General features: G+C 59.5%; 9 protein-coding genes and 4 tRNA genes. 5 read left to right on the top strand and 8 right to left on the bottom strand.

Annotated elements, in window-relative coordinates; translation table 11 throughout:
• Positions 1–448 precede the first annotated feature (448 nt).
• Genes ACZYUB_RS12240 through ACZYUB_RS12220 form a run of 5 tightly spaced genes read right to left on the bottom strand, consistent with a single transcriptional unit; the run spans position 449 to position 5,873 of the window.
• A complete protein-coding gene (locus ACZYUB_RS12240) occupies positions 449–1,873 on the bottom strand; it encodes a gamma-aminobutyraldehyde dehydrogenase (protein WP_463948262.1) in 1,425 nt (474 codons plus the stop codon).
• Positions 1,874–1,929: 56 nt separating this feature from the next.
• Positions 1,930–2,739: an ABC transporter permease gene (locus ACZYUB_RS12235; RefSeq protein ID WP_463948260.1), complete on the bottom strand. Its 810-nt coding sequence runs from the start codon at positions 2,737–2,739 to the stop codon at positions 1,930–1,932.
• Positions 2,729–3,661, bottom strand: a complete 933-nt coding sequence (locus ACZYUB_RS12230) for an ABC transporter permease (protein WP_463948258.1) — start codon at positions 3,659–3,661, stop codon at positions 2,729–2,731. Before ACZYUB_RS12230 ends, ACZYUB_RS12235 begins: the two co-directional genes overlap by 11 nt.
• Positions 3,658–4,695 (bottom strand): ABC transporter ATP-binding protein, encoded by a 1,038-nt coding sequence (locus ACZYUB_RS12225; RefSeq protein WP_463948256.1) that lies wholly within the window; start codon positions 4,693–4,695, stop codon positions 3,658–3,660. The genes ACZYUB_RS12230 and ACZYUB_RS12225 overlap by 4 nt, the downstream gene beginning before the upstream one ends.
• Positions 4,696–4,709: 14 nt before the next feature.
• Entirely contained in the window at positions 4,710–5,873 is a 1,164-nt protein-coding gene (locus ACZYUB_RS12220; protein WP_463948254.1) for an ABC transporter substrate-binding protein, read from the bottom strand.
• Positions 5,874–6,143: 270 nt separating this feature from the next.
• Here ACZYUB_RS12220 and ACZYUB_RS12215 point away from each other — a divergent pair, with 270 nt between their 5' ends.
• A complete protein-coding gene (locus ACZYUB_RS12215; protein WP_463948252.1) occupies positions 6,144–6,845 on the top strand; it encodes a substrate-binding periplasmic protein in 702 nt (233 codons plus the stop codon).
• A gap of 99 nt (positions 6,846–6,944) precedes the next feature.
• On the opposite strand, the gene ACZYUB_RS12210 is transcribed toward ACZYUB_RS12215, so the two are convergent.
• The 3 genes from ACZYUB_RS12210 to ACZYUB_RS12200 are packed head-to-tail and all read right to left on the bottom strand — an operon-like array spanning position 6,945 to position 11,763.
• Entirely contained in the window at positions 6,945–10,022 is a 3,078-nt protein-coding gene (locus tag ACZYUB_RS12210) for a multidrug efflux RND transporter permease subunit (RefSeq protein ID WP_463948250.1), read from the bottom strand.
• Between the two features lie 11 nt (positions 10,023–10,033).
• Complete coding sequence (locus tag ACZYUB_RS12205) at positions 10,034–11,179, bottom strand: efflux RND transporter periplasmic adaptor subunit (RefSeq protein ID WP_463948249.1); 1,146 nt, start codon at positions 11,177–11,179, stop codon at positions 10,034–10,036.
• A complete protein-coding gene (locus tag ACZYUB_RS12200; protein ID WP_463948247.1) occupies positions 11,176–11,763 on the bottom strand; it encodes a TetR/AcrR family transcriptional regulator in 588 nt (195 codons plus the stop codon). The genes ACZYUB_RS12205 and ACZYUB_RS12200 overlap by 4 nt, the downstream gene beginning before the upstream one ends.
• Before the next feature lie 295 nt (positions 11,764–12,058).
• On the opposite strand from ACZYUB_RS12200, the gene ACZYUB_RS12195 reads away from it, so the two are divergent.
• The 4 genes from ACZYUB_RS12195 to ACZYUB_RS12180 all read left to right on the top strand — a co-directional run bounded on the left by ACZYUB_RS12195 (position 12,059) and on the right by ACZYUB_RS12180 (position 12,496).
• Positions 12,059–12,135 (top strand) — tRNA-Arg (locus ACZYUB_RS12195).
• 54 nt (positions 12,136–12,189) lie between these two features.
• A tRNA-His gene (locus ACZYUB_RS12190) sits at positions 12,190–12,265 on the top strand.
• A 27-nt stretch (positions 12,266–12,292) separates the two neighbouring features.
• Positions 12,293–12,377 (top strand) — tRNA-Leu (locus tag ACZYUB_RS12185).
• A gap of 42 nt (positions 12,378–12,419) precedes the next feature.
• Positions 12,420–12,496, top strand: a tRNA-Pro gene (locus tag ACZYUB_RS12180).
• The last annotated feature ends 91 nt before the right edge of the window (positions 12,497–12,587 follow it).

The following is a 12,587-nucleotide window of genomic DNA, read 5'->3' as shown; positions in this document are numbered from 1 at the left end:
ATATTTCAATATAAACAATGAGTTAATATTTTATTTGGGGCGCGACAATTCGACATTGCCCACTATGGGAAATGGCTTGAATGAATCACTGATAATTGCTGATATAACCATATGGTCATTCAGAGTGTCTGCCAAAAGTTAGCAGAATATAAGGTTGTGAATTATTGAATAATAAATAAGTCTCCTGGCTGATTATTTATATTTTGTTCCATTTCATCCCGATGGGATGCGCTATTTCCTATTTCCCCGTGCGGAGTTCGAACCTGTGTGGCTCTCGCCGGGTGTTAGGGGCGTGCAGCGCCGGGGCAACCAAGCGCCGACACGCCGTAAATCCGTCCATGGAGGCTCGACGGCATCATCCCTGATGCCGACGGTCGGCTTATCGGTTATCCCCGCCGCCACATTCCTGTTCAGTGAACCGACCCACACGGTGGGGCGGGAGCAGGAATCACCACTTCACCATCACATGGCGGGCACAGGTGTACTCTTCCAGCCCGTACATCGACATATCCTTGCCATAGCCGGATTGCTTCATGCCGCCGTGGGGCATCTCCGTGGTCAGCATGAAGTGGGTGTTGATCCAGGTGCAGCCATACTGCAGGGCGGCGGCACCGGTCATCGCCTTGCTGACATCCTGGGTCCAGATGGAGGAGGCGAGGCCATACTCGGAGTCGTTGGCAAAGGCGATGGCCTGCTCGAAGTCATCGACCGGGGTGATGGACACCACGGGGCCAAACAGCTCTTTTTGCACGATTTCATCGCTCTGCCGGGCACCGGCGATCAGGGTCGGCTCATAGAAGTAGCCGGGACCTGCGCCCAGCTTGCCGCCGGTGACGATTTCGATATGGGATTGCGCCCGGGCGCGGTCGACAAACGCGGCGACCCGATCCCGGTGCGCGCCATAAATCAGCGGCCCCAGCTCGGTGGTCGGGTCATCCTGCAGACCCATCTTCAGGCTGCTGACGGCGCTGCCCAGATCGGCCACCAGCTGGTCGTAGATCCCCTTCTGGGCGTAGATGCGGCAGGCGGCGGTGCAATCTTGCCCGGCGTTGTAGAAGCCGAAGGTGCGAATGCCGGCGACCACCTCTTCCAGATTGGCATCATTCAGCACTATGACCGGCGCCTTGCCGCCCAACTCCATATGGGTGCGCTTCATGGTCTGGGAGGCAATCTCGACCAGCTTCTTACCGGTGGCGATGGAGCCGGTGAGGGAGACCATGCGCACGCGCGGATGGCTGACCAGCGGCATGCCGACGTCGCCGCCGCGGCCATGGACGATGTTGACCACTCCCGGTGGCAGCAGCTCGGCCAGCAGCTCGCCCAGTGCCAGCGTGGTGAGCGGGGTGATCTCCGAGGGTTTGATCACCACGGTATTCCCGGCGGCCAGCGCCGGTCCCAGCTTCCAGGCCGCCATCATCAGCGGGTAGTTCCAGGGCGCTATGGAGGCGATTACCCCCAGCGGGTCGCGGCGGATCATCGAGGTGAAGCCGGGCAGATACTCACCGGCGGCCGAGCCGCCGAGGCAGCGGCAGGCACCGGCGAAGAAGCGGAAGGTGTCGGCGATGGCCGGGATCTCGTCATTCAGCGCGGCGCTGAACGGCTTGCCGCAGTTGAGGGACTCCAGACGGGCAAACTGTTCGCCCTTGGCCTCGATGGCATCGGCAATGGCCAGCAGCCGGGCGGCACGCTCCCGGGGCGGAGTCGCGGCCCAGGCGGGGAAGGCGGCATCGGCGGCCGCTACGGCGGCCAGCACCTGCTCCGGGCTGGCTTCGGCGATGGCGATGAGCTCGCCGCCGGTCGAGGGGTTCATCACCGGCAGCGGAGTGCCCGCGCCCGGAATCAGTTGGCCGTTTATCAGTAGGTTGGTCTGCATGGTGTCGCTCCTGCTCTGCATAAAGGTCGGGGTGGCTGGCGTGCATCCAGAGGCGGCTACTTGCCGCTGCCCGCCACCGAGTCGGTATCTTTCGTTAAATAATAGGCGCCTAAAATCGGTAGCACGGTCGCCAGCATCACCAAGAGCGCCACCACGTTGGTCACTGGCACATCCCGGGGGCGCGTCAGCTGTCCCAGCAACCAGATGGGCAGTGTCTTCTCATGCCCGGCGGTGAAGGTGGTGACAATGATTTCGTCAAACGACAGGGCGAAGGCCAGCATGCCGCCCGCCAGCAGGGCGGTAGCAATATTCGGCAGCACCAGATAGCGGAAGGTCTGCCAGCCATCGGCGCCCAAGTCCATCGAGGCTTCGATCAGGTTCAGGCTGGTGCGGCGGAAGCGGGCGATGACGTTGTTGAACACCACCACCACGCAGAAGGTGGCGTGGCTGACCACCAGGGTCAGCATGCCGGGCTCGATCCCCAACTGCTTGAAGCTGGCCAGCAGCGCCAGCCCGGTGATGATGCCGGGCAGGGCTATGGGCAGCACCAGCAGCATGGAGATGCCGTCGCGGCCGAAGAAGCTATGCCGCCAGATGGCCAGCGCCGCCAGCGTGCCGAGGATCATCGCCAGCAGGGTGGCCAGGGCCGCGACCTGCAAGGAGAGGCCGATGGCGGCCAGCACATCCGGTCGGCTCAGCGCCATGCCGAACCATTGCAAGGTGAAGCCCTGCAGGGGAAAGCTGAACGCGGCGCTCTCGGTATTGAAGGCATACAGGGCGATGACCAGCAGCGGCAGATGCAGCAGGGCCAAGCCGCACCAGGCCAGCAGTTTCAACAGGGGTGAGGCGCCGTTGTTAGAGTGCATTGAAGGCCCCCAGTCGTTTGGCAAACCACAGATAGAGCATGATGATCAGCAAGGGCACCAGGGTGAAGGCCGCCGCCAGCGGCATATTGCCGACCGCGCCCTGCTGGGTGTAGACCATGGTGCCGATGAAGAGTCCGGAAGGGCCGATGAGCGTGGGGATGATGTAATCCCCCAGCGTCAGGCAGAAGGTGAAGATGGAGCCAGCCACCACCCCGGGAAACGCCAGCGGCAGCAGCACGGTCGTCAGCACCTGCCGGGGGCGCGCCCCCAGGTCGCTCGCCGCCTGCAGCAGGCTGGGGGAGATACGCTCCAGCGCCGCCTGGATCGGCAGTATCATGAACGGCAGCCAGATGTAGCTGAAGACCAAAAAGCGCCCGAGGTGCGAGGTGGCCAGAGTATTGCCACCAATCGGCGTGGTCAGCAGCAGATCCAGCAGCGGTTGCAGGCCTGCCGCCTGCAACAGCCACTGCAGCAGACCGCCCTTAGCCAGGATCACGCTCCAGGCGTAAGCCTTGACGATATAGCTGGCCCACATCGGCAGCATGACGCCGATATAGAACAGCGCCTTGATGCGCGGTGAGGCATACAGCGCCATATACAGGGCGATGGGGAAGGCCATCAGGGCATCGGCGACCGTTACTGCCGCCGCCATGGTCACGGTGCGCAGCACTATGTCCACATTGCCGGGGTTGAGCAGCTGCCGGTAGTTGTCGAGGGTCCAGTCGGGGAGTACCGACATGGTGAAGTCATCGAAGGTGTAGAAGCTCTGCGCCAGCAGGGTGGCGAGCGACCCCAGATAGAGCACTACGAACCAGCACAGGGGCAGTGCCAGCCAGAGCAACAGCGTGGCTTTGGGGTGCAGATAGCACCAGCTGGCGGCCCGGCGCATCAGGCCGGGGGATGGCAGGGCGGCGGCTGTCATGGCTGGGCTCCGTCTGCAATATCGGCCACAAGCGGCACCATGGCACTGCGGGACCAGCCTGCGCCCAGCCGGGTGCCGATCTCCGGGAACTCGGACTCTTCGCCCTCCCGGTGGGGCAGATGGATCGCCAATTGCTGGCCCTGGCCCAGATCCAGTTCGAAGCGGCTGTAGGCACCGTGATAGTGAATATGCTTGAGCTTGCCCTCGACCTGAATTTCGTGGCTGCCCCAGGCCGGGATGAGCTGCACATGCTCCGGCCGGATCGCAAACGGCACGGCCTCACCGGAGAGCTTGGCAGCCAGCTCGCCCTCGATGACGTTGGAGGAGCCGACGAAGCGGGCGACAAACGGTGTCTGCGGTCGGGAGTAGAGCTGACGGGGCGAGTCGAGTTGCTCGATCCGCCCCTTGTTGAACACCGCCACCCGATCCGACATCGACAGCGCTTCGCTCTGATCGTGAGTCACATAGACGAAGGTGATGCCCAGATGACGGTGCAGGCGTTTGAGTTCGGACTGCATCTGCTCCCGCAGCTTCAGATCCAGCGCGCCCAGGGGCTCATCCAGCAGCAGCACCTTGGGGCGATTGACCAGCGCCCGCGCCAGCGCCACCCGTTGCCGCTGGCCGCCGGAGAGCTGGGATGGCTTGCGCTGACCCAGGCCGCCCAGCGCCACCAGCTCCAGCGCCTCCTCGGCGCGGGCCATGCGATCGCCGCGGCCCACCCCCTTCACCTTGAGGCCATAGGCGATGTTCTCCCAGACATTCAGGTGCGGGAACAGGGCGTAATCCTGAAATACGGTATTCACATCCCGTTGATAGGGCGGCAAGCCGCTGGCGTCGATACCTCCCAGATAGACGGCGCCCAGATCCGGTTGTTCAAACCCCGCCATCAGCCGCAGGCAGCTGGTTTTGCCGGAGCCTGACGGCCCCAGCATGGAGAAAAACTCACCCGGTTCGATGCGTAAGGAGACCTGATCCACGGCCTTGACCGAGCCATAGATCCGACTGACGGCGGAGAATTCAACGGCAAAACTCATAACGCCTCCTCGGATCAACGACCGCCCATGATGGCGATGTAATCCTGCACCCAGCGGCTATAGGGCACACAACTGCCTTGGGCACACTTGGCTTGCGGGGTCTTCCAGAAGGCGATCTTGTCGAAGTTATCCAGACCGTTGGTCTTGCAGCCCTCGGCGCCCAACAGGCTGGACGCGCTGCAAGCTGCCGGTACGGCAGGCACTGAGCCGAACCAGGCGGCGACATCGCCCTGCACCTTGGGAGTCAGTGACCAGTTCAGCCATTGGTAGGCACAGACCGGATGGGCGGCCTCGGCGTGCAGCATGGTGGTATCGGCCCAACCCGTCGCGCCTTCTACCGGGATGGTGGAGGCGATGGGCTGTTTCTCGGCCTGCAGGGCATTGACCTGGAACGGCCAGGCACCGGAGGCGACCACCCCTTCGTTCTTGAAGTCACTCATCTGCACGTTGTAGTCGTGCCAGTAGCGGTGGACCAAGGGATGCTGGCCGCGCACCAGTTCCAGCACGGCCGCGTACTGGGCTTCGTTCAGTTCATAGGGATCCGTGATGCCCAGTTCCGGCTTGGCGTGTTTCAGGTAGAGGGCGGCATCGGCCAGATAGATGGCACCATCATAAGCCTGGACCCGGCCCTGGTTCGGTTTGCCATCCGGCAGGTTCTGGGCGGAGAAGAGCACGCCCCAGCTGGTGGGTGCTTCCTTGAAGACGTTGGTGTTGTACATCAGCACGTTGGGTCCCCACTGGTAGGGGGCGCCATAGTGCTCGCCCTTGACGGTATGCCAGGGGGCATCCAGCAGGCGCGGATCGATATTCTTCCAGTTCGGGATCAGGGCTGTGTTGATCGGTTGCACCCGCTTGCCATAGATGAGACGCAAGGAGGCATCGCCGGAGGCGGTGACCAGGTCATAGCCCCCCTTGGCCATCAGAGCCACCATTTCATCGGAGGTGGCGGCGGTCTTGACCCGCACCTCGCAGCCGCTCTCCTTCTCGAATTGCGTGACCCAGTCATACTGCTTGTCGCTCTCGCCGCGCTCGATATAGCCGGGCCAGGCGATGATATCGACCACGCCTTCCGATTTGCCGAGGGTTTGCAGCGGTGCGGCGCTGGCCGAGGTGGCGGCCACGATGGCCAGAGCCAGCAGGGAGTGGGTAACAGCAGACGATGGGGTAGAAGGTGTCATAGCGTACTCTCCAAAAGGGGCCGGACCATCCGGCGTATCACGCTCATCCTGAGCGGGTATCGAACAGAGCTATACAAGGGCTGTGCCAGCCCAGCGTGATTGGGTAGAACTCAGCCACCATGGGGTTGCACCGGATTGGGGCTGGGGAGGGGCGTGCACTCAAATGGCGCAAGCGACGGTGAACGGGGAGTCATTGTGGCGCTGGAGTCCGCGCAGGCCGGTAGCGACTATGCTTTAACCATCGATTTGTTGTCAGCGAGGTGATTCGGAATGCGTGACCTGCTCCGGAATATACTCGGAGTCTTGCTGCTCGTGTGGTGCCCCTCCTTGCTGGCCGTCGAGAGTTGGCAACTCCTTGCGACACCGCCCATGCGACCCTTTGCTCCCCTGATGCAATCGATACTGCAGCAAGCCGGGATCTCGGCAACGGTGCGTTATGTTCCGCAAGCCAGGCTGATCGCCGAGTTGCAGACAGGCCGCGGTGATGGGGCTTTCTTCTTGACCGAGCGGGCCCGTGATTCGGTACCTGCCCTGGAAATAGTGCCTGTGGCCTTGCATCAGTATGATTTGATGGCGGTCAGTCTCAAGCCGCTGGCTGCGACAACTCCCGATGCATTGGCCCGTTATCGATTGGGGATTGAGCGGGGCAACCAGTTGTCAGAAGCCTGGAGCGTGAATTATCCCCGGGTATATCGGGGAAATAGCGTGCCTAAACTGGTCCAGGCTTTCGCCGCCGGGCGTTTTGATGTCCTGGTCTTGGGACGTGATCAGGTTGCTCGCCAGCTTAACCGGGTCAAGATCGCCGTGTATTACCTGCATGAACCCCCGCTCCAGAGCATGCCACTGTATCTGATGCTATTGCCTCATCGGCGTGGGGCTCTTCCTGCGGTAACCAAGGCCTTTCAGCAGGCAGTAGACTCCGGAGCCTGGTCGAGACAGATGTCTCAGGTTTTGCAGCAGTATGCTCGTTGAGATTAACCGGAGCCGGGTTCATTTGAGTTCGGCTGGGGCGTTGCGCAAGAAAAAAGCCAGTCCGCGAAGGGACTGGCTTGGATGACGCAAGGGACCGGTTTAGTGCTCGGCCAGGGCCTTGTGGGGCAGGCTTTCGTCAAACTCTTCGAGTGGCTTGTGATTTTCACCCAGGTAGGTGTAGATCACCGGCAACACGAACAGGGTAAACAGGGTGCCGATGGAGAGACCGGCAACGATCACCAGACCGATACCGAAACGGCTGATGGCGCCGGCTCCGGTTGCACCCATTAGCGGGATGAGGCCCGCGACCATGGCTGCCGTGGTCATCAGGATTGGCCGCAGACGGATGCGGGTCGCATGCTTCACCGCCTCCATCTTGGAGAGACCGCGTTTGAGCTGCTCCTCCTTGGTCACTTCACAGATCAGGATCCCGTGTTTGGTAATCAGACCGACGAGGGTGATGAGACCGACCTGGGTATAGATGTTCATGGTCGACAAGCCCCAGGCCATGGCAATCAACGCGCCACAAATGGCCAGCGGCACGGACACCAGGATCACCAGCGGGTCGCGCACACTCTCGAACTGCGAAGCCAGTACCAGGAAGATGACGAACAGTGCCAGGGCGAAGGTGCCCATCAGAGCATTCCCTTCGGTGACATACTGCCGCGCTTCACCCATGTAGTTGTGCTGGTAACCCAGAGGCAACAGCGGGGTGATCTCTTGCTCGAAGAAGTTCACCGCATCGCCCATGGTCACACCGGGCGTGGGGACCACGCTGATGCTTGCCGAGTTCAGCTGACTGAAGGTTGGCAGCGAGCGTGGCTCGGTGACCAGCTCGACATTGACCAGATTACCCAGCGGCACCGCGGTACCATCGGCAGCGCGCACATAGTAGCGTTTGAGTGACTCGGGGTTGAGACGGTACTTGCGCTCTACCTGGGGAATAACCTCGTAGCTGCGGCCGTTCAAGTCGATGCGGTTGACGTAACCATCGCTCATGAAGGTACTCAGAGTGACGCCGATATCCTGCATGGTGATGCCGTAAGCACCCGCCTTGTCCCGATTCACCGTGATGCGCATGGTGGCCGAGTCATAGGCCAAATCCAGTTCCGAGTAGATGAACATCGGATTGGCCTGCACCTTCTTCAACATCTGGTCGGCAACCTGGAACAGGCTCTCGAAGTTGTTCGGGGTGGTGATGACATATTGCAACGGCATACCACTACCAGCGCCTGGCAGTTCCGGGAACTGGAAGGAGCTGACCGTCATCTCCGGTATGTTCTGCATATCGGCGTTGGTACGCTCCATGACCTGTTTGAGCGGTGGACGCTGACTCCAGGGTTTCATGACCGCAATGCCCATGCCCTGGTTCGAGTTCGGAATACCGGCAAACGACAGGCTGGTGGCCATGGCCGGATCTTTACTCAGCCGGGTGGTGATTTCGCTCATGCTGTTCTGGATGTAATCCAGGTTCGCCGTGTTGGGAGCCTTGGCCATCATCATGTAGGCGCCCTTGTCTTCGGAGGGTGCCAGTTCGGCCGGAATAAACTTGAACAGCACCGGCAAGGAGGCGAAGACGATGACCGCAAAGCCGATCACCACGGGTCTGTGCTCCATCACCGCATCCAGGGCCCGGGAGTAGGCATTGGTGAGCCGCTCGAAGGTATTTTCCACGCCGCGTTCGAAGGCATTCGGGTTGGTGTGTGCCTTGAGCATCTTGGCGCACATCATGGGCGACAGGGTCAGGGCGATAACGCCGGAAACGAACACAGATCCCGCCAGGGTGAGAGCAAACTCCTTGAACAGGGAGCCGGTGACCCCTCCCATCAGCGCAATCGGCGCATACACAGCCGCCAGTGTGATGGTCATGGAGATAACCGGCAGCGCGATTTCCCGGGTGCCGATAATGGCGGCCCGGAAGGGCTCTTCACCGGCCTTGATATGCCGATCGACGTTCTCCACCACGACTATGGCGTCATCCACCACCAGGCCGATGGCCAGCACCATGGCCAGCAGGGTCATCAGGTTGATGGTGAAGCCGAACATCTGCATCAGCATCACCACGCCGATGAGTGACAGCGGAATGGTGATGATGGGGATCACCACGGCGCGGAACGAACCGAGGAACAGGGTGATGACGATGAGAACGATCACCCCGGCTTCGGCGATGGTTTTCACCACCTCGTCGATGGATTCATTGATCGCCTCGGTGGAGTCATACAGCATCTCCATCTTGATGGTGGAGGGCAGGTTGCGCTGCAACTCCGGCATCATCTCGACGACCTTGGCGGCAATCTCCAGCGGATTGGCGGTTGGCGATGGATCCAGACCAACGACGACCGCTTCCTTGCCATTGGCCATGGCGCGGTAGACGTCGTGGTTTTTCTCCAGGCTGACCTTGGCGATATCCCGCAACCGCACCACCGCCTTATCGCGGCTGGCGACGATCAGCTTCTCCAGGTCGGCGACGTTGTCGACCTGGGTATTGGCGTCGGCGTTATACAGCATGTAATAGCCGGTCACCTGACCCGGTGAGGATTGGTAGTTGTTGGACTGCAACACCGACATTACTTCGCTGGCGGTCAGGTTGTAGGCGGCCATCCGCTCCGGATCCAGCCAGATACGCAGGGCGAACTCGGTGCCGCCATACAGGTTGACCTTGGCGACCCCGCCCACGGTGAAGAGCTGCGGCTTGATAACCCGCTCCAGATAGTCGGTGATCTGGGAGGCGTTCAACTCATCACTGGAGAAGGAGATGTACATGATCGAGGTGCTGGAGCCGGTGGACATATCCAGGCTCGGATCTTCCGACTCTTTGGGCAACTGGGAGCGCACCGAGTTGACCTTGGCCAAGACATCGGACAGGGCTGCGTTCGGGTCAGTATTGAGCTTCATGTTCACCGTGATGGTGGAGGAACCCAACTGACTCTTCGAGGTCATGTAGTCGATGTTGTCGGCCTGAGCGATCGCCTGTTCCAGGGGTTGAGTGATAAAGCCCTGGATCAGGTTGGCACTGGCCCCGTAGTAGCTGGTCGTAACCGTGATCACCGTATTGGTGATCTTCGGGTATTCCCGTACTTGCATCCCCTTCAGTGCCTGCAGACCGAGTAATACGATCAGCAGGCTGATGGAGAGGGCAAGGACGGGGCGACGAATGAAAATGTCAGTAAATTTCATGGCCTGCTCCGTTACAGCATCGGGGTCGTATCCGGCTTATTCAGCAGCGAATCTTCAATAATTTTCACGTGGCTGTCATTGGAAAGGCGAACTTGACCGGCGGTGACCACCTGATCTCCGGCCTTGAGGCCGTCCAGAATATGGGCCACCTCTTCCTTACGCTCGCCGACCTTGACCACCACTTGCTTGGCGACCAGAACCGGCTTGCCTTCGGCATCCACCAGGGCTTGACCCTTGTCATCCTTACCCTCGGTCACCACAAAGACGGTCTGGCCGTAGAGAGTGAAGTTGATGGCGGTCTGCGGAATCGCAATCTGGGCTGGCTCAACCGGCAACTGCACCTGGACCTTGGCAAACATGCCGGAGCGCAGCAGGCTGTCGGAATTCGGGATCGAGGCCTGTACCTGAACCACACCGGACTGGGCGCTGACGGCTGGCTCGATGGCATTGACCGTGCCCTGGAACGGCTGTTGCGGATAGGCATCGACGAAGATATGCAGGGTTTGGCCGATCTTCAGCTTGGAGATATCGGTCTGCGGTATGGTGAAGCGGATCTTCATGACGCTGGTATCTTCCAGACGGACGATTTGCGAACCGGCTTCCAGATATTGGCCCAGATAGGCGTTACGAATACCGACCTGGCCGGAGAAGGGGGCCCGGATATACATGCGGTCTATGGTCGCTTGCAGAGATTCGATTTGTCCGGCGAGTTGCAGGTAATCGGCTTCGGCGTCATCCAGATTGCCTTTGGAGATGGTCCCCTTGGCGTACAGGCTGCGCATCCGGTCCAGATTGGCCTTGGTGGCGGGCATGCGGCCTTGGGAGGCCTTGAGGTTGGCTTCTTCGACGGAGGCATCCAGATTGATCAGCAGATCGCCACTCTTAACCTGTTGCCCGGATTCGAACTTGATGGCCTTGACCTTGCCTGCGGTTTCATTGCTGATATCCAGCCCTTGATTGGGCTCCACGAAACCGATCGCCTCTATGGTCGGGGTCCAGTCCACCGGCTTGACCGGCTGCACCGAGACCGGGAAGGTCGGGATTGGCATGTTGGCAAAATATTGCGCCATCATGTGATTCTTAAACAGGTTGAAGCCAATCACGCTACCGAATATCAGCAGGGCGATCAGCAGCATCACGGCTGTCCACTTTTTCATTCTTTGCTCCCAGGTTGGTCCAATGGTTCGGCCAGGATGGCTTTCCAACTCGCCGCGGCCATTTGCTCTTTTAGTGCATCGGTTAATTCAAAATCGTAAAACTTGTGTTCATGCATGGCGCATTGCACCGTTGCCAGACTCAATGCGGCCAATAGACAGGTAGGAATAGCACGAAACAGGCCACTGTCGATGCCGGATTGATAAAAATCATCCAGCGGTTGCCAGCAAGCCTGGGCCCACACCTTGTCCTCTGCGGTTAGAAATGGGGACCGTTCATAAAGATCTTTGAACAGAATGACATGATTATGACTCTGGATACCTGAACTGGCGTTTAACCACAGGCGGCGATACGTGTCGAAATTGACCTCGGTCAGCTGCACCCCGTGGAATAACTTTTCGACCATCATCTCGACCGACATCCGGTATAGCTGATGGATCAGCTGATCCTTACCCTGAAAATAGCGATACAAAGAACCTGCCGCTATCCCCACCCGGTCGGCAATCATCTGCACCGAGGTGCCGTGAAACCCTTGTTCGATAAAGAGTTCCAGAGCGCCTTGCATGATTTGTTCACGCTTACTCATGATAACGACTGTCCTTGGGTTGATGGGTGAGCCCTTGCTGACTAGGGACACACTCAGTGAATGAACGTTCATTCATGTCGTCATTCTAGATTTGATTGGCATAGAGTCAATCCATCTGACGATTAAAATGTAGCCGCAAGCTGTCGTTATCTCTGGGGTATCCAGCGCTGGGCGCAGGAAAAATGTTGGATTTTTACCCGCTTCAATCAAAAAATAGCCGAACAGAGTTTTTTTTTGAAAAACGCTGGACAACCCAGGACCTGATTCGTACTATTCCCACCCGTTCCAATGACGAGCGCCCGTAGCTCAGCTGGATAGAGCGCTGCCCTCCGGAGGCAGAGGCCACAGGTTCGAATCCTGTCGGGCGCACCATGTTGTGTTCGCAGTGATTTTTTCACTACGGGATGCAAATGTTGGACAGCAGTGGTGGCTGTAGCTCAGTTGGTAGAGTCCAGGATTGTGATTCCTGTTGTCGTGGGTTCGAGCCCCATCAGCCACCCCACTTCACTCAGTGTAAAGAGTATTATGTGCGAAGGTGGCGGAATTGGTAGACGCGCTAGCTTCAGGTGTTAGTGCCTTCGGGTGTGAGGGTTCGAGTCCCTCCTTTCGCACCAAGTTAAACGTGAGTTGATGATTGTCGACTGACGAAAAGAAAACGGTGATTAGCGCAGTCTGGTAGCGCATCTGGTTTGGGACCAGAGGGTCAGAGGTTCGAATCCTCTATCACCGACCATCTCAAAGAAAACCCCGCTTCGGCGGGGTTTTTGTTTTGGGCGAAAAACAGGTCTATCCCTCTCGATGTTGCTGATGAGTGCTCCCCGTGG

This window comes from Pseudaeromonas sp. HNCC25DJ182, assembly GCF_055413365.1.
Note: the sequence above shows the minus strand (reverse complement) of the source record. Positions and strands in the feature narration are given on the sequence as shown.

Coding starts and splice junctions, on each gene's coding strand:
- ACZYUB_RS12225 (WP_463948256.1), bottom strand. CDS start 4,695: ATGAGTTTTGCCGTTGAATTCTCCGCCGTCAGTCGGATCTATGGCTCG.
- ACZYUB_RS12200 (WP_463948247.1), bottom strand. CDS start 11,763: ATGAGTAAGCGTGAACAAATCATGCAAGGCGCTCTGGAACTCTTTATC.
- ACZYUB_RS12230 (WP_463948258.1), bottom strand. CDS start 3,661: ATGACAGCCGCCGCCCTGCCATCCCCCGGCCTGATGCGCCGGGCCGCC.
- ACZYUB_RS12215 (WP_463948252.1), top strand. CDS start 6,144: ATGCGTGACCTGCTCCGGAATATACTCGGAGTCTTGCTGCTCGTGTGG.
- ACZYUB_RS12240 (WP_463948262.1), bottom strand. CDS start 1,873: ATGCAGACCAACCTACTGATAAACGGCCAACTGATTCCGGGCGCGGGC.
- ACZYUB_RS12205 (WP_463948249.1), bottom strand. CDS start 11,179: ATGAAAAAGTGGACAGCCGTGATGCTGCTGATCGCCCTGCTGATATTC.
- ACZYUB_RS12235 (WP_463948260.1), bottom strand. CDS start 2,739: ATGCACTCTAACAACGGCGCCTCACCCCTGTTGAAACTGCTGGCCTGG.
- ACZYUB_RS12210 (WP_463948250.1), bottom strand. CDS start 10,022: ATGAAATTTACTGACATTTTCATTCGTCGCCCCGTCCTTGCCCTCTCC.
- ACZYUB_RS12220 (WP_463948254.1), bottom strand. CDS start 5,873: ATGACACCTTCTACCCCATCGTCTGCTGTTACCCACTCCCTGCTGGCT.